A 19,914-nucleotide genomic window follows, 5' to 3' on the forward strand; every position below is an offset into this window, starting at 1 on the left:
TTAACGTAACCAGCTACGTTGACGAACGCATGGATGTTTATAAATCTACCGATGCTGCCTGTCGTTATTTGGAGTATTTATACCGCATTTTCAAGGATTGGCACTTGGCACTTGCAGCATACAATGGAGGACCGGGTGCTGTTCGTAATGCCATTTTGAGAAGTGGTGGCGAAACAAATTTCTGGAAGTTGCTACCATACCTACCCGAGCCAACCCGAAACTACATACCAGCCTTTATAGCGGCTACCTTCGTAGCGAAGAATTTTTCTGACTTTGATATTGAGCCTGTTGACCCTCTTTTTACCTACAGTGGAGTGGACACCGTTAAGGTGTATGGTGGTTTTTATCTCGATGGAGTAAAAAAATTCACCAATACCGATATGGAATTATTGCGATTTCTGAATCCTTCATTCAGAACTGGCTACATTCCGGAGAGTGGAGGATTTTACACGCTCGTGCTTCCGCATGCAGCCGTTAAGAATTTTTTCTTGAGAAGCAAGGAGGTTTATGCGTTCAAACCATCATCAAACAGCCTGTCTACCTTGGGTAGTAATACTGGAGATACCAGAGGGAAGCAACAGTTTACGTATGTAGTTCGCAGCGGTGATTACTACCACAAGTTGGCGCTTACCTTTGGCTGCACGGTTGATGATATTATGGCATGGAATCCTAATGAAGGAGAGGAGCTTGCCATTGGAGATAAGCTGCAAATTTGGGCAGACTCTGCTTTAGTTGCTAGGTTAAATGCCTCTGGAGTGGTTAAATGAAAAATTTAAAATGACAAATAGTATGAAACGAATTCCTTGGTTACTGGTTTTAGCCATTCTTCTGTCAGTAGGTGGCTGTAAGGAGGGGAAGAAGGGCCAAAACTTGCTTCCTAATCCGCTTGGAAAGCCTGGTGAGGTTCTGGTTGTTTTCCAGAAAAGCGGTGGTGATGTTGATACCCTTTGGAATACGCTGAAATCGATGCTAAGTGCCGAGTTTCCGTATCTCCCCCAATCTGAGCCATTGTTTGACGTGGTAAAGCTTCCTTCTCAAAACTTCAATAGCGTTAGGGGATATCGCAATATTATTCTTATCAATATTGATAATAAAACCTATCCAACGAGCAAAATTTTGCTGCGCTACGATGTTTGGGCATCGCCACAGCTGATTATGACGCTGGTTGGTCCATCACCTTTGGCAATTGCTAGCTACATTACCAAGGAAAAGGACAGGGTGGTGGGTATTTTAGAGCAAGCCGAGCGCGATAGGCAGATGGCAATCAATGCGCGATACTCAGATCAGCGGCTCGATCTATTAATTAAGCAGAAGTTTGGCATATCTCTTACTATCCCCAACGGCTATAAGCTAAATCGAAATGCCGATAATTTTGTTTGGATGTCTAGTGAAACTCCTTTTACAAGCCAGGGCATTTTTGTTTATGAATATCCCTACACCAGCGATAGCACCTTTACCGAAAAATATCTGGTGGATAAGCGTGATTTCTTTACTAAAAAGTATATTCCGGGTCCAAGTTATGGGTCTTATATGATTACTGGGCATTTCTATGAGCCCAAAGTAACTCCGTTGATGTATAAGGGACGCTACTTTGCAATGGTTCGTGGATTATGGGAGGTGCAAAACGATTACATGGGTGGACCCTTCGTAAGCCTTACCACTCTCGATGAGAAGCACAATAGGGTTATTACTGTAGGAGCCTATGTTTATGCACCAAAGGATGAAAAGCGAAACTTCGTTCGTCAGATGGAGGCTATCCTATTTTCATTTTCTCTAGCCGATAGCACTTCGGCAAAGTAAAAAAAATGGCCGGATGAAAGTCCGGCCATTATTGTGCTCAATCGTCGTCTTCTTCCGCTGCTGCAGCAGTAGATTTGGTTGCGCTCCGAATAATGCCCCTCTTGGAATTTTTAATGAAGTTCACAATGTAATCTCTATCTGGGTTTGACGGCATATTCTCCTCAATCCATTGAATACCCTGTGAAACATTCATCCCCTTTTGGTAAATGGAGCGGAATATTTCATGAATTTCATTCACCTTTTCGGGGTTGAAACCTCTTCGGCGAAGACCAATAATGTTTAGTCCAACGTAGGCAAGGGGGTCTTTTCCTGCCTTCACGTAGGGGGGAACATCTTTCCTAACCAACCCACCACCGGAAATCATTACATAGGAGCCAATGCGGACGAACTGATGAACCAGAACGTGTGCGCTGAGGATGGCAAAATCATCAATCTCCACCTCTCCAGCAAGCTGCGTTCCATTGCCAATAATAACGCTGTTGCCAACAATGCAGTCATGGGCAACATGAACGTATGCCATGAGTAGGCAATTGCTTCCAACTACAGTCTTAGCCCGTGCGGCAGTTCCTCTGTTCACGGTAACACACTCCCGGATAGTTGTATTGTCGCCAATTTCCACAACCGACACCTCTCCTTTGAACTTAAGGTCTTGAGGGATTGCACCTATAACGGCACCGGGGAAAATTCGGCAGTTTTTGCCAATCTTCACATAGTCGAAAATGGTTACGTTTGGGCCAATCCAAGTGCCTTCACCAATCTCAACCTTTTGGCTGATGTAGGAAAATGGTTCTACCACCACATTTGCACCAAGTTTGGCTTCAGGATGTATGTATGCCAGCGGCTGATTCATACTCAATATTTTAGTTTTTTATCTTGGTTATCTGTGCAGTAAGCTCTCCTTCTGCAACAAGGGTATCTCCAACGTATGCTTGTCCAAACATGCAGGCAATGCCACGACGAATGGGTTCAATAAATTCCAACTTAAAGATGAGGGTATCGCCAGGTACAACCTTACGTTTAAACTTCACCTTGTCAATTTTGAGGAAGTAGGTGAGATAGTTTTCGGGGTCTGGAACGGAGTTAAGAACTAAAATTCCGCCAACTTGGGCCATAGACTCTATTTGAAGAACACCTGGCATTACTGGTTCATCGGGGAAGTGACCAATAAAGAATCCTTCGTTCATGGTCACGTTTTTCACGCCCACAACCGAGCGCTCATCCATGGAGATAATTTTGTCAATAAGGAGGAATGGCGGGCGATGGGGGAGAATCCTCTGAATCTGCATTATGTTGAGCAGTGGCTGCTGGTTGAGGTCGTACTCTGGAGCCGAACCCTTGAGTGCCTCTCTGCGAGCCATCTTTTTCAGCACCTTGGCAAATTCTGTATTGGCATGATGCCCAGGCCTAATGGCCACAATTTTCCCTTTTATTGGCTGACCTGTAAGAGCTAGGTCACCAACCATATCGAGCAGCTTATGACGTGCAGGCTCATTCTGGAACCGGAGGTCTAGGTTGTTCAAAAACCCTTCGGGCTTAACATGAATCCTTGGCTTGTTGAATAGATCTGCAATTCGGTCGAGTTCAACTTGGGGAACCTCTCTCTCCATAATCACAATGGCATTCTCCAAATCGCCTCCCTTAATGAGGTTGTTTTTGAGTAGGAATTCCAGTTCATGGAAGAAAACAAATGTTCTGCAGGGACCAATTTCCTCATTGAATTCACTTACACTCCGCATGCGAGCGTACTGGTTACCGAGCACCTTCGAGTTGTAGTCGATCAACACATCAACCTTGAGCTCATCGTCTGGATAGGCAACGATTTCGATATTGCCCTTTGGATCGGTGAAAACTATCTTCTCCTTAATTACAAAATAGTTTCTATCGGCATTCTGCTCAACGGTACCCACCTTCTGAATGGCCTCCACGAAGTATTTGGAACTGCCGTCCATAATGGGGGTTTCAGGAGCATTTACTTTGATAATGGCGTTGTCGATGCCATTGCCCACAAGCGATGCCATAACGTGTTCGATGGTGCTTACCCTAACTCCGTTTTTTTCGATGGTGGTTCCTCTAGAGGTATCCACAACGTAGTCGGCCAGAGCTTCCAAAACGGGTTCTCCCTCCAAGTCGGTGCGTAAAAATTTTATTCCGTAGTTCTCTTCGGCTGGGCATATGGTGAGCTCAACCTGAAGCCCGGTATGTAGGCCCTTTCCTCTTAAGGTTACGGGCTCCTTGATAGTCTTTTGTTTATCTGCCATTACGCGGACATTAAATTACTTTTAAATTGTGCGCAAGATATAAAAAAAACGAAAACCCGCCATTGAGGTTGTTCCTCAAGGCGGGTTTGAATATTTTAACCGACGACTATTTTTCCATTGCCTTAACCTTCTTTTCCAACTCAATGACCTGAAGCCGTAGATCTGGTAAATTTTTAAATACAGCATAGCAGCGCTGGTATTTTCCAAAATGGAATGCCGGTGCTCCTTGAACAACATCTCCCTCATTTCTCATATTGGTGGTGATGCCCGATTGAGCGGCAACCTTCATGCCATCAGGGATGTTGAGGTGGCCAATAAAACCAACCTGACCTCCAATCATACACCGCTTGCCAATTTTGGTCGACCCCGAAACTCCCGTTTGAGCCGCAATAACAGTGTTTTCTCCAATTTCAACGTTATGTGCTATCTGAATAAGGTTGTCGAGCTTAGTCCCAGTTCGAATAATTGTTGAACCCATCACCGCTCTGTCGATGGCAGTGTTTGCTCCTATTTCTACATTATCCTCAAGAATTACGTTGCCCAGCTGCGGGATTTTTTTGTAGTTCCCATCTTCGGCAGGGGCAAAGCCAAAGCCATCGCTGCCAATTACCGTTCCGGCGTGAATGGTTACGCGTTTCCCAATAACGCAGTCCTGATAAATCTTAACTCCTGAGTAGAGCGTGCTGTTGTCGCCAATGGTTACGTTGTCGCCAATGTATACCTGTGGATATAGCTTTACGTTGTTCCCAATCTTAACATTTTCGCCAATGTAAACAAAGGCTCCAATGTAAGGGTTCTCGCCAATTTGGGCCGAAGGTTCAATCTCGACCTGCTTGCTCACCCCTTTCTTGTCGGCTCTGGCCTGTGCAACCATCTCCAAGAGGAATGCAAAGGACTGGTAGGCATCAGCAACTCGAATAAGAGTGGCACCGATGGGTTGTGTTGCCACAAAGTCTTTGTTCACCAATACCACCGACGACTGCGTGGTGTAAATATATTTTTCATACTTTGGATTGGCAAGAAAGGAGAGGCATCCGTCTGCGCCTTCTTCAATTTTGGCAATGTTGTTCACCTTCACTTCTGGGTTTCCTTCTACCACTCCTTGAAGGAACTGTGCTATTGCTGCTGCGGTAAATTCCATGACAGGGTATGTTTCAATTTGAGGCAAACCTACATAATTTTTCCATAGGTGGCGTATATTTAGGGTTCTAAAAATATGAGGCAGAGAATATTTTATCCCCCTCTAAAAATATGCTATAGCGAGAAAGATATCTCCTTTGGGTAGCAGAAAAAATATTTTTTCACCGTTTTAGCTAGTGCCGAATGGTTAAGCATCTCCGAGGCCTCATAAATATCCTCGAGTTTATTATTCTTAAAAAGTATCTTGATGGACTCCTCTTCAGGGTTATAGAAACTGTTGGTAACCTCACCAGCAAAGCAGAGAAAACCAGCATGGTCACTTGAGCACTCCGTTTGACTCATGCATGCCTCAATTGCCTTTTTTACTCTCGATGCCGGAAATGGCGTGGTGGACAGCTCAACATGTAGCAGTTTACGGTTGTTTAGCCTGCTACAAAGGTCCGCCAAGGCTGGATCGGAATGATTGACCCACAGCTTTATAGCCAACGAAATATCTGAATCGTCGAGCTGTGCAAAAACAGAAAGCCAGTCGTTGGTTGGTAATTCCTCATAGTGTCTTTCGAGAAAGAACTGAAGGGCAGGAGAGGTTGCAAGTGGTATACCGGCCCTGGCTAGCTGCCGCGCTCGCTGCAGTATGGCAATTAGCATTTGTTCTGCACCCACCACAGTTTTGTGCAAGTATACCTGCCAATACATTAGGCGTCTGGCAATTAAGAATTTCTCAATGGAGTATATTCCCTTTGCTTCAACTACTAGGCTATCGTCTGCAACATAGAGCATTTTAATGATTCGCTCCAAGCCAATAGTGCCCTCGGCTACACCGGAAAAAAAGGAGTCGCGGCCAAGGTAATCAAGCCGGTCAACATCGAGCTGGCTCGATACCAGCTGGTGAAGGAACTTTTTTGGATAGCGGTTGTCGAATATGGCGATGGCCATGGATAGCCGACCGTTCATTTGGATGTTGAGCTGCTCCATAAATGCTTGTGAAATTGCCTCGTGGCTAATATGGTGCACAATGCTGTGTTCCAGCGCGTGAGAGTATGGGCCATGGCCCAAATCGTGCATCATTATGGCGGCAATGGCGCCCTCCTCTTCTGCATCCGTAATCTCTATGCCTTTTTCACGCAAAACCTGTAGCGCCTGCATCATAAGGTGCATGGCTCCCAATGTGTGCTGAAAGCGATTATGCACAGCCCCGGGGTATACTAGGTAGCTCAACCCCAGCTGCTTAATGTTTCGAAGCCGCTGTATCCAAGGATGCTCCATCAGGTCGAAGGCTAGCTGATTTGGAATGGTGATGAAACCGTGCACCGGATCGTTTACAATCTTTTGCTTGAATGGCTGTGATTTTTGCATATATAATTTGAGAATATTTATTTAACCTTCTGCGTTGCAGCAATTTTAGTTTGGGTGTTAAAGATACTTCATCCTCCATATATTTTGGGTTATTTCCATAAATATTTGGGAATTTGGCTGAAAATGATTAATTTTGCACCGTTAAGTCGAGAGTGGATGGAGATGGGGACCCAAGTCCCCTATTTTATTATGCTGAAATTGCCATGTTGAGGTTGGATGAAGTTAGAGAAATAGTTAAAAATGAGGTGCTTGCTCATGGCTTGTTCCTTGTGTCCTTAACTGTCGATAACCAAGGGCGAATTGACGTGGACGTGGATTCAGAAAAGGGCGTTACCATTAAGGAATGCATGGACCTGAATCGTGCGCTGGAGGCTGCTCTCGACAGGGAGAAGGAAGATTTTGAGCTTACGGTGGCTTCTCCAGGACTTAGTGAACCCCTCAAAGTTGTTGAGCAGTATCTCAAGAACGTAGGGCGAAAGTTGGAGGTAGTTACTCTTACTGGCGAAAAATTGACGGGCGTTTTACTTAGCGTAATTCCCAACAACAGCATAACCCTTGAGGTGAGTGAAAAACGAAAACTCGAAGGGGCAAAAAAGAAGAAGACCCTAGTGGTAGAGCAAAAAAAATTAACATTTGAAGAGATAAAATCGACCAAAGTGGTTATATCCTTTAAGTAAAATCGGCAAACTTAGGTGAAGCGATGGAAAACTTGAACCTGATTGATACTTTTTCCGAGTTTAAGGAACTCAAAAACATTGATAGGCCAACAATGATGAGTGTGCTCGAAGATGTATTTCGCAGCATGCTTATTAAAATGTATGGCTCTGATGAGAATTTCGATATTGTTGTAAATATCGATAAGGGTGACTTTGAAATCTGGAGAAATAGAGTAGTTGTGGAGGATGGAAAGGTGGAAGATCCAAACAAGGAGATTTCCCTTACCGATGCTACAAAGATTGACGGCGATTATGAGGTGGGTGAAGAGGTTACTGACCCTGTGAAGTTGAGCGATTTTGGCAGAAGAGCCATTCTTGCAATTCGCCAAAACCTTACCTCGCGTATTCTCGATCTTGAAAAGAACAACCTCTTCAATAAGTACAAGGATAAAATTGGAGAGATTCTTACGGGGGAAGTATACCAGGTATGGAAGAAAGAAATTCTGGTGCTGGACGACGAGGGCAATGAGCTGGTGATGCCAAAAACGGAGCAAATTTCTGGTGATTTCTTCCGGAAAGGAGATAGCATTCGTGCCGTGGTTATCAGGGTGGAGATGAAGAACAACACCCCAGTGATAGTGCTTTCAAGAACATCACCTGTTTTTCTTGAGCGACTTTTCGAGCTGGAGGTTCCGGAAATTTTCGACGGACTTATTACAGTAAAGCGCATTGTCCGCATACCTGGTGAACGTGCTAAAGTTGCGGTGGAGTCGTATGATGAGCGCATCGATCCTGTTGGAGCCTGCGTAGGTATGAAGGGTTCACGAATTCACGGAATTGTTAGGGAGTTGCGCAATGAAAATATTGACGTGATTAACTTCACCAACAACATCCAGCTCTTTATCACCCGCTCCTTGAGCCCTGCAAAAATAATTGAGATCAAGATCGACGAGCGGTATAAAAAAGCCGAGGTTTTCCTTAAACCATCCGAGGTTTCGCTGGCAATTGGGAAAGGTGGATATAATATTCGGCTGGCAAGTCAGCTTACTGGCTACGAAATTGATGTTTACCGCGAAACCGATGAGGTGGATGAGGAGGATGTTAACCTCGATGAATTTAGTGACGAAATTGAAAGCTGGGTTTTAGATGCACTCAAAGGCATTGGATGTGACACCGCCCGGAGCGTTTTGGAGATTCCTATTTCTGAGTTGATTCGGAGAACCGACTTGGAGGAGGAAACTGTAAAAGATGTTGTCAAGATATTTAGAGCGGAATTTGAGTAGCATTATATTTGCATTGACAAAAGTGGTTAACTGCCTGTTTTACCACAACAGTTGAGGACTGATTTATGACACAATTCGAGAAAGGTACAAGGCTTAGCAAACTTGCAATAGAGTTTAACGTTGGCGTTACTACTCTGGTGGACTATCTGAAGAAGAAAGGTCACGAGGTAGATTCTAACCCAAACTCTAAAGTTGCACCCGAACTTTGTGAACTTATTGCCAAGGAATATGGCAAGGAGGCAAACATTAGGGATGCATCAAAAAAGCTGAGCTTAAAAAACCTTAGAGACAAAAGGGCTACCATCTCCATTTCCGATATGGACGACGAAAATGTCGATAGCGACGATGCCGATTCGGGTGATGGTAAAAGTGATGAGGTAATGATTACCGTAACCTCTGAGGTTCCTCAAGAACCACCAGTAAAGAGGGTGGAAACATCGGCGGTGGTAGAGAACCAGCCGGTGAAAGATGTAGATATCAAGGTTGTTGGAAAAATAGATCTTGAAGGCATTAGCCATAAGCGAAAGAAGCACGAGGATGCTCCTGTTCCAGAGGTTAAAGCCGAATTGGTTACTGAGGAAAAAGTGGAGGATAAGCAGCCCCAGCCGCAACCAACGCAGCCGCAGGAGACGAAGGAGGTCGCAGCAGAACCTTCCGAAATGCATGTAAAGGTTGTTGGGAAAATTGACCTTAACCAGGGCAAGAAGAAGATTGAACTACCCGAAAAGCGCAAGGAGCATGCACCAAAAACGCATCCGGAGCCTGAGTCATCGGGAAAAGTAATACATAAAAAGCCTGCTGAAAAGCCGGTGGAAAAGCAGCATACAAAACAACATTTGGAGCAGCACCCCAAGTCTGAACAGCACCAAGGGCAACCCAAGCATAAACATGAGGCTGAATCGGCTGAAACCAAGGCACCAGCCGTTGAGCCGGAAGTTGTAGTTCCAAAGGTAGTTCCAGTTGAAACGCTTTACCGCTCTTCGGTAGAGAAGCTTTCTGGACCAACTGTTGTTGGAAAAATTGACTTGGATGCCATTCAACCCAAAAGAAAGCCAATTGCCTCCTCTTCCGATTTTGACAAGAAGAAGAAAAAGCGGAAGCGTATTAAGAAGGATCAGGTTAAGCCTGGCGGCGAGGCCGGTGCTGCAAATACTCAACCGGCTGCAAGTGGTGAGCAGAAGCAAAGGCCACCTCAACCCGCTGGTGGCGGATTGCGTTTTGTAAAAAAAGACAACAGAGATAGAACTGCAACTGGTCAACCTGTTGCCGATAAGAGCAAGGGAAAGCCAACAAAGCGTCCACCTTTACTTCGCCAAGAGGTTAGTGAGGAGGACGTTCAGAAGCAGATTAAAGACACCCTTGCAAGGCTTACTAGCAAAGGAAAATCGAAGGGTTCAAAATATCGTAAGGATAAAAGAGAACTGCTGAGCCAACGCCACATGGCGGAACAGGAACAGGCCGAATTAGAAAAGAACGTAATTAAGGTTACGGAATTCGTTTCGGTTAACGAGTTGGCTTCCATGATGAACGTTCCGGTTACCGACGTAATCGAAACATGCATGAACATGGGGCTTATGGTATCCATTAACCAACGTTTGGATGCTGAAACCTTGGCTCTTGTGGCCGATGAGTTTAACTTTAAGGTGGAATTTGTTTCAATCGACATCCAGGAAGCAATAAAGTCGGAGGAGGATAGTGAGGAGGATTTGATTTCCCGCTCTCCCATTGTAACTGTAATGGGACACGTTGACCACGGTAAAACTTCATTACTCGACCATATTCGTCACTCCAATGTAATTGCTGGAGAAGCTGGTGGTATCACTCAGCACATCGGTGCATACAGCGTTCAGCTCGATGATGGAAGACAAATTACATTCCTTGATACACCCGGTCACGAAGCCTTTACCGCTATGCGTGCTCGTGGTGCCAAGCTTACCGATGTGGCTATTATTGTAATTGCCGCTGACGATAACGTAATGCCCCAAACAATTGAGGCAATTAATCATGCCAGTGCAGCTGGAGTTCCTATTGTGTTTGCTATCAACAAGATTGATAAGCCAGGTGCTAACCCAGAGAAGATCAAGGAAGAGTTGGCTAACATGAACTACCTCGTGGAGGACTGGGGTGGCAAATACCAATGCCAAGAAATTTCTGCAAAGAAGGGAACCAACATGGAGCACCTTCTTGAGAAGGTTTTGCTTGAGGCTGAAATGCTTGACTTGAAAGCAAATCCCAACAAAAAAGCAATAGGTGCTGTAATTGAGTCATCGCTCGACAAGGGCAGAGGTTATATTACCACCATGCTTGTTGAATCAGGAACTTTACACATTGGTGATATTGTGCTTGCAGGAACCTATACGGGACGTGTAAAGGCAATGTACAATGAGCGAAATAAAAAAATTGATGAGGCTGGTCCTGCATCTCCAGTGCTGTTGCTTGGTTTGAATGGTGCTCCTCAGGCGGGAGACCAGTTCAACGTAATGGACACGGAGAAGGAGGCAAAGGATATTGCAACCAAGCGCGAGCAGCTGCTTCGCTTGCAAGGCTTACGCTCTCAAAAGCATATTACCCTAGATGAGATTGGTCGCCGTATTGCCATTGGCAACTTTCAAGAGTTGAACATTATTGTAAAGGGCGACGTGGATGGATCGGTAGAAGCACTTACCGACTCATTGGTAAAACTCTCTAATCAGGAAATTCAGGTTAACGCAATTCATAAGGGAGTAGGTCAAATTTCTGAATCGGATATTTTGCTTGCCGCTGCATCCAACGCCATTGTAATTGGGTTTCAAGTTCGTCCATCATCTGGTGCCCGTAAGTTGGCGGAGAAGGAGGGTATTGATATTCGCCTTTACTCCATCATTTACGACGCTATTAATGAACTGAAGGACGCTATGGAAGGAATGCTTTCCCCAGACTTCAAGGAGGAAATTATTGCATCATTGGAAATTGTTGAGACCTTTAATATCACAAAGGTTGGAACCGTTGCAGGATGTATTGTTCGTGAAGGGAAAATTACACGAAACACAAAGGTTCGTATTGTTCGGAATGGAATTGTGGTTTACACCGGCGAATTGGGCTCTCTAAAGCGCTTCAAGGATGATGTGAAGGAAGTTGCCAACGGTTTTGAATGCGGTTTAAACATTCACAACTATAACGACCTCAAGGTTGGTGACATTGTTGAAGGATACGAGATGGTTGAGGTTAAGAAAAAACTCTAACCATAATACTATACAATATTTGAACGACTGGGTAGATGCCCGGTCGTTTTTTTATGGCTGGATGTTATCTCCTAAAGTGATCAATATTTGAAAATTCGTAACTTCCACCTTTAAACCTAGCACTATGCGAACTACATCTTTTCTCTTTTTTTTCTGGGCAGTTAATCTTAGTGTGGAAGCACAACCAATTGATACCGTTGGCAAACGTGCCGGTTACAACACTATTAAAGTTGAGGATTTGAGGAACTACGTTACGGTTCTTGCATCTCAGGAATTTTTTGGAAGAGAGATTGGATCCGAAGGGGCCAATAAGGCCGCTAGCTACCTCACCTCCTTTTTTCGGGAAAACGGGTTGAGGGATTCTGCAAAGGGAAGGACAGGATACCAACAACCATTTCGAATAATTAGGGAAGGGGCCACCGAGGGCAAGTTGGAGGTTGGAGGGCAATCATTTTATAGTCCCACGGATATAGTTGTTCGACATGGAGAACTTTCGTCGAAGAGGACTTTAAAAGTTGTTTTCGCCGGATTTGGTGATGACCACGACTTCGACAGCCTTGATATAAAGGGGAAGGCAGTTTTGATTCTAGCCAAAGAGTCACTAACGTCCTACGGGTATGGTACCTACGATAAGCTCAAGGCTAACCATTGCCCGGTAGTATTTGTAATTAATCCCTACCATCCTGAAAAGTACGTTCAAGTGCGCAAAAGCAGCGAAGATGAGCAAGCTGGGAAGCGATATCTGCTTGAGAATAGATCCACCATCGGGGATACTACAACAGCTAAAATTACGGAAATATACCTATCCAATAGAGCTGCGAAGGCGATCTACGGCATTGATATTTCTGATTTATTGAAACTTGCGGAAAAAAGTAAGGCAGGAGAACCATCCCTCCTAAGGAAGTTATCATTGGGGAAAGTTTCAGTAACCGCCCCAAAAAAGATAGATAGTGGAATTGGCTATAACATTGTGGGAATAATCCCTGGAACCGATAAAGCAAGCGAGGTTGTTGCCATAACAGCCCACTACGACCATTTAGGTGGTCGCGATAGTGTATACTTCCCTGGTGCTGACGACAATGCAAGTGGTGTTTCCTCCATTATGGAGATTGCCCAAGCATTTAATGCTGCTGCAATAAAAGGTTTTAGACCACACCGAACCATTGCCTTTATTGCTTTTTCTGGAGAAGAGTCTGGTCTTCTGGGTTCAAATTACCTTGTGCAGCATAACCCGTTAGCTGGTTGCCACTTTGTTGCCGATGTCAATCTTGACATGGTAGGACGCCAGGATAGCAAAATGGACAACCCCAACTACCTGTATGCAACTACCGATCAAACCACAAACTTTCTATACACCTTGGCCGATAGCCTGTCGCGTGAGGACACGGGCGTTGCACTTAACTTGTCGAAAGGGAAATACATGTTCTTTTTTGGTTCCGACCAGTATAGCTTTTATAGCGCTGGTGTTCCCAGCATACTTTTCTTTAGGGGGTTGCACGCAGATTATCACCGGCCCACCGATACACCCGATAAATTGAATTACTCCTCCATGGTTAGGATAGTTCACCTTGCTTATGATACTGTATGGAATTTGTCGTGTCGCAACCAAATTCCAAAAAATTTAGGTGCCAAGTAGAGGAGACAAAAACCAAATGCTATATTTGCTCAGTAAATATCCAATTAGGTGACGCTCCCGGAAGGAAAATATACGCCAGATGAACTCAAGTGGTTTAGGAATCTTTTTGATACCTACTACGAGAGTCTTAGGAACTTTGCCTACTTCAAGGTTGGGGATGCTGCATTGGCTGAAGACATAGTGCAGGAGGCTTATATTAAGGTGTGGTCAATGCGCGACGATGTTAGAAACGAAACCGTTAAGGCCCTGCTCTACAAAATCGTTGGGAATCTCGCGTTGAATCAGTTGAAGCACCGGAAGGTAGTTTACAATTTTGAAAACACTTACGATCATGACTCTCAGAGTGAGGCGGCTGATTCAGCAATTCTTACTGAAGAGTTTAACCAGGAGCTGCAGCAGGTGATTGCCTCTATTCCGGAGAAGGCTAGGGTTGTTTTTTTACTCAGCCGGATTGATGGATTGACCTACGATGAAATCGCGGAAAGGCTCGATCTCAGTGTAAAAGCCATTGAAAAGAGAATGTCTGAAGCCCTAAAAATTGTTAGGGCAAAAATAAGTTATAAGTTATGAGAGTCGACAACGATAAAAATAACCTTACGCCAAATACGAAAGGCGAGGAGGCTCTGGATAGAGCCCTAAGGTCGTTGTCGTCATGGACGGCTCCAGCCACTAAGAGCAAGGAGGAGGCATGGATGCAGCTGCTTTCTCAAATTGAGGAGACGGAGAGCATACAAGAGGAGCTGCCTGATGCACCTACTATTTCCATTGGCAGGCGCTTTGCACGCTATGGAATGGCTGCCGCCGCTCTAGTTTCAATTATTCTAGTTTCAGTATTTTTGCTATACCTAACTGGGAGTAAACAAATTGTTGCGCCAAGAGGAATGGTTGCCAGTGCTATGCTACCGGATGGTTCTGAGGTTAAGCTGAATGCCGATTCCAAAATTACCTACAGCAAGTTGGGCTGGGATAAACATCGTATTGTTTCCCTGCAGGGAGAGGCGCTTTTTCATGTAACCAAAGGCGATAAATTTGAGGTCCATACCGCGTTGGGCTTTGTGAGAGTGCTTGGTACCAAGTTCAATGTATCCGATCGTGATGGAAAGTTGCAGGTTGATTGCCTTGAGGGCAAGGTTGCTGTTTTTCTGAAAGATGGCGACGATCAAGTGCTGAATGGTGGTGAAATACTAAAAGCTGATGGGTCATCCGTTGTTCGGTCACAACTGAACCCTTCAATCGACGTTACATGGGTGCATGGTGAATTTTTTTACGAAGCGGCACCACTCGTAGATGTGTTTGCGGAGTTGGAACGCCAGTTTAATGTTCAAATCAACTCAACCAATATCTCAGGAAGAACCTATACGGGCTTTTTTAGAAAGGGAAATCTGAAGGAGGCACTTGATATGGTATGTGTTCCAATGGGACTTAAGTATACGGTGCAGGGAAGCATTGTGACTATTCGGTAGGGTAATTTGCTCTTTTCTTGTATTCATTGTGAGAAGATTTATGGTTGTGAGGAAGCAAATTTTGATACTCATATTGCTCTTTGGTATTGCTGGATATGTCCAATCACAAACCATTTCAGCATCCTTTACCAATTCGCCATTAAATGTTGTGCTCGAGCGTATTGCCACCGATTGCCAAGTGAAGTTGGCATACGACAACGACCTTATCAGCCAATATACTGTAACTGTAACCTATACAAATGCCTCACCCGATGATGCAATTAAAGAGGCCATTGCTGCATTGGCTTTAAGTTTTGTTGAGATTAATGGGGTATACGTGTTGAAGCCCGACCCGATTAAACAACAGCAATTGCTTGCCATGGCTGCCCAAGAGCTGCCCCCCCCCCCTAAGTTTAGGGTTCTGGGTTTGGTTAAAGAAAAATTGTCGGGAGAATCACTTCCCTATGCCAACGTTGTGTTTGTTGGAACTTCCAATGGTGTAGCCGCAAATAGTGACGGATATTTCAGCATAATTACGCAGCAAGCCGATTCCCTGCTGCTTTCGGTAAGCTATATAGGTTACCTTCCCAAGGAGGTGAAAATATCACCATCTTCCCAACGGAATGTTCTTGTGGTGGAGCTCGAACCTCAAACTTCAACTGTTTCGGAGGTGGTTGTGGCTGCACCCCGATCTGAAGTTGTTCAAACAGAGGTGGAGCCTTCGCGTATGCGGCTTAACTCCAATCGACTTACCGATCTTCCGTCACTGACAGAGTTGGATATTGCAGCACCCTTGCAATTGCTCCCTGGTATTGATGGCACTACTGAAACCTCTGCCGGTTTGAATATTCGCAAGTCAAGTTCTGATAAGAATCTCGTTCTCTACGATGGGTTTACCATTTACCAAATCGACCATTTTTTTGGCGCATTCAGCAGCTTAAATGCAAAGGCTATTAAGGATATTCAGGTGTTTAAGGGGGGCTTCGATGCTACCTACGGAGGAAGGGCCTCATCGGTTATTGAGATTACAGGAAAGAGCGGAAGCATGGATAAGCCCTCTGCAGACGTAGGTGTCGATTTACTTGCGGCTGATGCAACTGTGGAAACACCATTAGGTTCAAAAGCCTCATTCATTTTTTCTGGTCGCAGGTCCTATACCGATGTGTATCGCAGCACTCTATATGAAGATTTGCTTGCAAAGATGCGTGGCGATTTGGTGGGTCAAACTAAAACTCCATCCTTCGCCAAGGAAGGGAGCAATGAACCAATATATTACTTCTACGATTTAAATACTAAGTTAACGCTTAAGCCCACCGAGAAGGATGTGATTTCTTTCAGTGGATACAAGGGTCACGACGATTTAACCTTCCAATCGCGCCTAACGAATAGAAGAACTGATGAGGCCTCCAACTGGGGTAGTGGGGGAGTTAGTGTTCGCTGGGCTCGACAGTGGTCCAAGATTTTTTATCAGACTCTAGTAATTGGGGGATCCAACTATAACCTCTATTACAACCATACCGATAGCATTATGCACCGTCGGTGGTTAACAACCGACACTACAAAAAAAATGGCGCTTATCGAGAGCAACGTTAAGGACGGTTCCATCACGCTTCAGAACATGGTAAAGTTGGGCGAGCGGAATACTTTAGATTTTGGATTTGAGGTAAATGGCATCAGCACAAACTTCATTGAAGGTAGTCTGCATCAGTATAATAGCGTAAACTACATTGATACGTCGCGGCAGGTTGCCGGTGACTCTCGCCTTAGCTCCATCTATTTGCAAAACACCTACTCCTTCGGTATCGTTAAGGAGATAAAGTATGGATTTCGTTCAAGCCATTATAATCTAAGCAACAAAAACTATTTTGAACCTCGCGTGCAAATTGCGCTACAGGTTCATCCAAAGTTATTGCTGAAGGCATCGGCTGGTCGCTACTATCAATTTATCAATAGAATTGTTTTGGTTACCGGTTCGGATTTTCGAAGTATTTGGGCCGTTTCGGATGGAGATAAGTTTCCAGTTGTGCGGTCAAACCATCTGATAGCGGGCTTTACATGGAAACCTTTTTTGCGTACAACGATTGATGTTGAAGCTTATTCTAAGTTCACCGATGGTATTGTTATAGTTCAGAATACTTACACCAGGTCGGCCAGCAATGTTATTACTCAGAAAAAAAGTTTCTATAGCCTAAATAACTTGGTTCATGGGGTTGATGTGCTTGTGAAGCAAAGTTTTGGAAACTATCAGCTGTGGTTGGCTTACACATTAAGTAAGTCAACTAACCAGTCGGATAAAATTAATGGAGGTGAGCGATACCCCGCTTACGACGATCAACTTCACGAACTGAAGCTCTTTGGAATAGCGCAGGTTAAGCGATGGAGCATTACCTCAGCTTTTATCTATGGTTCTGGAAAACCTTGGGATGATCCAACCTTTACCTCTTCATTCCAACTCTCACCTACCTATTCAAAAAATGCACAGCAGTTACCAGCATATAAGCGTGTGGATGTAAGTGTAGCTTACAACTACAGGCTTGGGAAGGTGAACTGTCGAGCAGGCGTTAATATTTTTAATCTGCTGAATGCCAGCAATATTTTAAGCAAGCCTTACGAACTAAAGGATGATCCCTACGCACAGGTACTTCAGGGTAATTCACCTTTGGAATTTACCGACGAAAAGGGAATGGGAATGCTAACCTCCGTATTTCTTAATTTCCGATTCTAGTCAGCCGAATATTTTAGTGGCTTAATGAGTTCCCTGCAGCAATCGCTGCACCGTCCTTGGCTGTTCAGCAAACAATGTTTTAAGGCTATAGACTTTTCACTTTGTTTTGCGGGTCAAAAAAAATAAATAAGCGGTAGGGTATTTAAGTTTTACCTTGTATTAGTGTTGACAATCAAGGAAAAAAGCCGTGAAAGCAAAGAAAAGCATGGGATTCAGTAAACCCAATTCAGATGAGAAATATCTGGAGATGGTTTCTACTGCTTTGCGACGATTCAGCGTCCCGGCAACAAGAACCAAGGAAGAGGCGTGGCAGATGCTGCTCGCAAAAATGGAGGAGAGGGCAAGTACGCCAGCTATCCAACACTATCGCATTGGTAAGTTTGTTGCAATGGCTGCGGCAGCGATCATCGGGCTATTTATTGTGACCTGGTTTTTTCTTAACGGCGATGAGCGCAAAATCAGCACTGGATTTGGCGAAATGGCAACAGTATACCTACCAGATAGTTCCGTCGTGATACTCAATTCAGGAACTACCATCTGGTATTCCCCTAAAGATTGGAATAAAGAGAGGTTGGTAAAGTTGGATGGTGAGGCTTTTTTTAAGGTAAAGCACGGACAAAAGTTCTCGGTAGTGGCCGCAAAAACAGTTACCCGTGTTTTGGGCACCACCTTCAACGTTTACGCACGTGGTTCCGAGGTTAGAGTGAGCTGCCTTACGGGCAAAGTTCAAGTAACGAGCAAAATTTCAGGTATGACTACGTTGCTCCTTCCTGGAGTTAAAACAAAGGTAAACGCACTTGGAAAGTTCAATACCGGAGCTACCTCAATCGAAAAGGAGGCTGCATGGGTGGAAGGTAAGTTCTACTACCAACAGGAGGGTGTTGGCCGAGTTTTCGATGAAATTGAGCGCCAGTTTAATGTGACCATAATTTACAACGGAAGCCGGATACGCTCATACACTGGCTTTTTCACAAACAAAAACCTGACGGATGCACTAGACCTTGTGTGCATTCCTATGCAGCTACGATACGAACGAATCGACAATAAAACTGTTAAAATTTTTTCAGCAAACTAAATGTTTAATTCTAAATTCAACAGCCATGAAACATGTTAATCTATTGATGATTGCTGCACTTGTAAGTTTTACATTTGCATCGTGCCAAAAGGATTCCACTACTACAACTGATCCACTAGTGAGCAGCTCAGTTGACGACGATCAGGTAACCTCCTACTACGATGATGCCACCTCCGAAATCGATGATCTTACCATGACGGATGGTAGCCAACAATTGACTCCGGCCTCATATGCTGCTCTTACCGACGCTACTTCTTCACGAACGTTTAGCGTGGTTACAAACAATGATGGTAGCATTACAAAAACTGTTACCTACGTTAATTATACAAACCCCAATGCGGTTAATGGTCATGTGAAAAATGGCGTAATTGTAATTAATATTGTTGGTGGTCCTTTGCAAAATGAATTTACACGTACGGCCACGTTCCAGAACTTCACCTTGGATGGTAATAAAGTTGAAGGAACCCGTACTATAACCAAAACTGCAGAGTACACCTACACCTACACGCTAACCAACGGCAAGGTTACCTTTTCTGACGGAACCACCTACACCAGAGAGGCCACACAAACCAGAGCATGGGTGGACGGTATGAGCACTCCTTACTTTATTTGGGATGACATTTACTCCCTTGAAGGAACCGAAACAGGTGTAAACAGGAGCGGAGAGACCTATACCCACACCATTGTGAATGCTGTGCAAATAAAAATGAGCTGCCGCTGGATTGTTTCTGGAAGCGTTGACATTACCATTGGGAACGAGACTGGAACAGTTGATTATGGTGATGGTTCCTGCGACAATATTGCAACCCTTTCACGTAATGGGAAAACCTATCAGTTTCAACTTGGACGAAGCTAGGCGGGCTGATAAGTAGTAGGTGATGAATTTATTAAGGCTGGATTTTTCCAGCCTTTTTACATATCATACGGTGCCGATCGGAGCTCCTCGAAAAGCATAATTTTGCTAAACTCACAATCGGGCAGGCCTATTTGTTCAAATTTTTGGTTACGAAGTTTTGGTTCAAATCCAGCATCTACAATGGCTTTTTGGATATGGTAAGCATCAAGCCTATATGCTATGCTGCCGTGGAGATTGGCGTAGTCGTCAATTGTAATGGAGCCAAAATCGTTTGCCCCAGCGTGAAGGGCTATCTGGGCAAGCTCCTTACCTACATACTGCCAAGAGGCCTGAATGTTGGGAATGTTTGGAAGCATAATGCGGCTAATCGCTACCATTCGTAGGTATTCCAGTGCTGAGAGTTTAATATTCACAGGCATAGTCCCAGTGCGAGTGGCAAGTTGGTAGTGCATTGGCCATACCATGA

At 44.5% G+C, this 19,914-nt stretch carries 16 protein-coding genes; 11 read left to right on the forward strand and 5 right to left on the reverse strand.

Annotated elements, in window-relative coordinates; translation table 11 throughout:
• Nucleotides 1-767: transglycosylase SLT domain-containing protein (locus tag VMW01_09550; protein HUW06495.1), on the forward strand; the 767-nt coding region annotated here is incomplete at its 5' end.
• Between the two features lie 22 nt (nt 768-789).
• Nucleotides 790-1,800: a DUF4837 family protein gene (locus VMW01_09555; GenBank protein HUW06496.1), complete on the forward strand. Its 1,011-nt coding sequence runs from the start codon at nt 790-792 to the stop codon at nt 1,798-1,800.
• A gap of 37 nt (nt 1,801-1,837) precedes the next feature.
• On the opposite strand, the gene lpxA is transcribed toward VMW01_09555, so the two are convergent.
• The 4 genes from lpxA to VMW01_09575 all read right to left on the reverse strand — a co-directional run bounded on the left by lpxA (nt 1,838) and on the right by VMW01_09575 (nt 6,554).
• Entirely contained in the window at nt 1,838-2,650 is an 813-nt protein-coding gene (gene lpxA, locus VMW01_09560) for an acyl-ACP--UDP-N-acetylglucosamine O-acyltransferase (protein HUW06497.1), read from the reverse strand.
• 10 nt (nt 2,651-2,660) lie between these two features.
• Complete coding sequence (locus VMW01_09565) at nt 2,661-4,058, reverse strand: bifunctional UDP-3-O-[3-hydroxymyristoyl] N-acetylglucosamine deacetylase/3-hydroxyacyl-ACP dehydratase (protein HUW06498.1); 1,398 nt, start codon at nt 4,056-4,058, stop codon at nt 2,661-2,663.
• A 106-nt stretch (nt 4,059-4,164) separates the two neighbouring features.
• Nucleotides 4,165-5,199: a UDP-3-O-(3-hydroxymyristoyl)glucosamine N-acyltransferase gene (lpxD, locus tag VMW01_09570; GenBank protein ID HUW06499.1), complete on the reverse strand. Its 1,035-nt coding sequence runs from the start codon at nt 5,197-5,199 to the stop codon at nt 4,165-4,167.
• Between the two features lie 113 nt (nt 5,200-5,312).
• Nucleotides 5,313-6,554 (reverse strand): HD domain-containing protein, encoded by a 1,242-nt coding sequence (locus VMW01_09575; GenBank protein HUW06500.1) that lies wholly within the window; start codon nt 6,552-6,554, stop codon nt 5,313-5,315.
• Nucleotides 6,555-6,757: 203 nt separating this feature from the next.
• Here VMW01_09575 and rimP point away from each other — a divergent pair, with 203 nt between their 5' ends.
• From rimP to VMW01_09620, 9 genes are all read left to right on the forward strand, one after another.
• On the forward strand, nt 6,758-7,231 hold the full coding sequence (rimP, locus tag VMW01_09580) for a ribosome assembly cofactor RimP (protein HUW06501.1): 474 nt from the start codon (nt 6,758-6,760) through the stop codon (nt 7,229-7,231).
• A 23-nt stretch (nt 7,232-7,254) separates the two neighbouring features.
• Complete coding sequence (gene nusA / locus VMW01_09585) at nt 7,255-8,493, forward strand: transcription termination factor NusA (protein HUW06502.1); 1,239 nt, start codon at nt 7,255-7,257, stop codon at nt 8,491-8,493.
• Nucleotides 8,494-8,558: 65 nt separating this feature from the next.
• Nucleotides 8,559-11,714 carry a translation initiation factor IF-2 gene (gene infB, locus VMW01_09590; protein ID HUW06503.1) on the forward strand — a complete coding sequence of 1,052 codons (3,156 nt, stop codon included), beginning with the start codon at nt 8,559-8,561 and terminating at the stop codon, nt 11,712-11,714.
• A 124-nt stretch (nt 11,715-11,838) separates the two neighbouring features.
• On the forward strand, nt 11,839-13,350 hold the full coding sequence (locus VMW01_09595; GenBank protein HUW06504.1) for a M28 family peptidase: 1,512 nt from the start codon (nt 11,839-11,841) through the stop codon (nt 13,348-13,350).
• Between the two features lie 48 nt (nt 13,351-13,398).
• Nucleotides 13,399-13,920 (forward strand): RNA polymerase sigma-70 factor, encoded by a 522-nt coding sequence (locus VMW01_09600; protein ID HUW06505.1) that lies wholly within the window; start codon nt 13,399-13,401, stop codon nt 13,918-13,920.
• Nucleotides 13,917-14,813, forward strand: a complete 897-nt coding sequence (locus VMW01_09605) for a FecR domain-containing protein (GenBank protein HUW06506.1) — start codon at nt 13,917-13,919, stop codon at nt 14,811-14,813. The genes VMW01_09600 and VMW01_09605 overlap by 4 nt, the downstream gene beginning before the upstream one ends.
• A gap of 46 nt (nt 14,814-14,859) precedes the next feature.
• Nucleotides 14,860-17,517: a TonB-dependent receptor gene (locus VMW01_09610; protein HUW06507.1), complete on the forward strand. Its 2,658-nt coding sequence runs from the start codon at nt 14,860-14,862 to the stop codon at nt 17,515-17,517.
• 187 nt (nt 17,518-17,704) lie between these two features.
• Complete coding sequence (locus VMW01_09615; protein ID HUW06508.1) at nt 17,705-18,592, forward strand: FecR domain-containing protein; 888 nt, start codon at nt 17,705-17,707, stop codon at nt 18,590-18,592.
• A 25-nt stretch (nt 18,593-18,617) separates the two neighbouring features.
• The gene (locus tag VMW01_09620; GenBank protein HUW06509.1) at nt 18,618-19,448 is read left to right on the forward strand and encodes a hypothetical protein; all 831 of its coding nucleotides are present in this window, start codon (nt 18,618-18,620) and stop codon (nt 19,446-19,448) included.
• 56 nt (nt 19,449-19,504) lie between these two features.
• Here the strand turns inward: VMW01_09620 and VMW01_09625 are convergent.
• Nucleotides 19,505-19,914 (reverse strand): hypothetical protein (locus tag VMW01_09625; protein HUW06510.1); only part of this gene is annotated, 410 nt, incomplete at its 5' end.

This window comes from Williamwhitmania sp. (assembly GCA_035529935.1).
GTDB lineage: Bacteria > Bacteroidota > Bacteroidia > Bacteroidales > Williamwhitmaniaceae > Williamwhitmania.

Coding starts and splice junctions, on each gene's coding strand:
- VMW01_09555 (HUW06496.1), top strand. CDS start 790: ATGAAACGAATTCCTTGGTTACTGGTTTTAGCCATTCTTCTGTCAGTA.
- lpxA (HUW06497.1), bottom strand. CDS start 2,650: ATGAATCAGCCGCTGGCATACATACATCCTGAAGCCAAACTTGGTGCA.
- VMW01_09565 (HUW06498.1), bottom strand. CDS start 4,058: ATGGCAGATAAACAAAAGACTATCAAGGAGCCCGTAACCTTAAGAGGA.
- lpxD (HUW06499.1), bottom strand. CDS start 5,199: ATGGAATTTACCGCAGCAGCAATAGCACAGTTCCTTCAAGGAGTGGTA.
- VMW01_09575 (HUW06500.1), bottom strand. CDS start 6,554: ATGCAAAAATCACAGCCATTCAAGCAAAAGATTGTAAACGATCCGGTG.
- rimP (HUW06501.1), top strand. CDS start 6,758: ATGTTGAGGTTGGATGAAGTTAGAGAAATAGTTAAAAATGAGGTGCTT.
- nusA (HUW06502.1), top strand. CDS start 7,255: ATGGAAAACTTGAACCTGATTGATACTTTTTCCGAGTTTAAGGAACTC.
- infB (HUW06503.1), top strand. CDS start 8,559: ATGACACAATTCGAGAAAGGTACAAGGCTTAGCAAACTTGCAATAGAG.
- VMW01_09595 (HUW06504.1), top strand. CDS start 11,839: ATGCGAACTACATCTTTTCTCTTTTTTTTCTGGGCAGTTAATCTTAGT.
- VMW01_09605 (HUW06506.1), top strand. CDS start 13,917: ATGAGAGTCGACAACGATAAAAATAACCTTACGCCAAATACGAAAGGC.
- VMW01_09620 (HUW06509.1), top strand. CDS start 18,618: ATGAAACATGTTAATCTATTGATGATTGCTGCACTTGTAAGTTTTACA.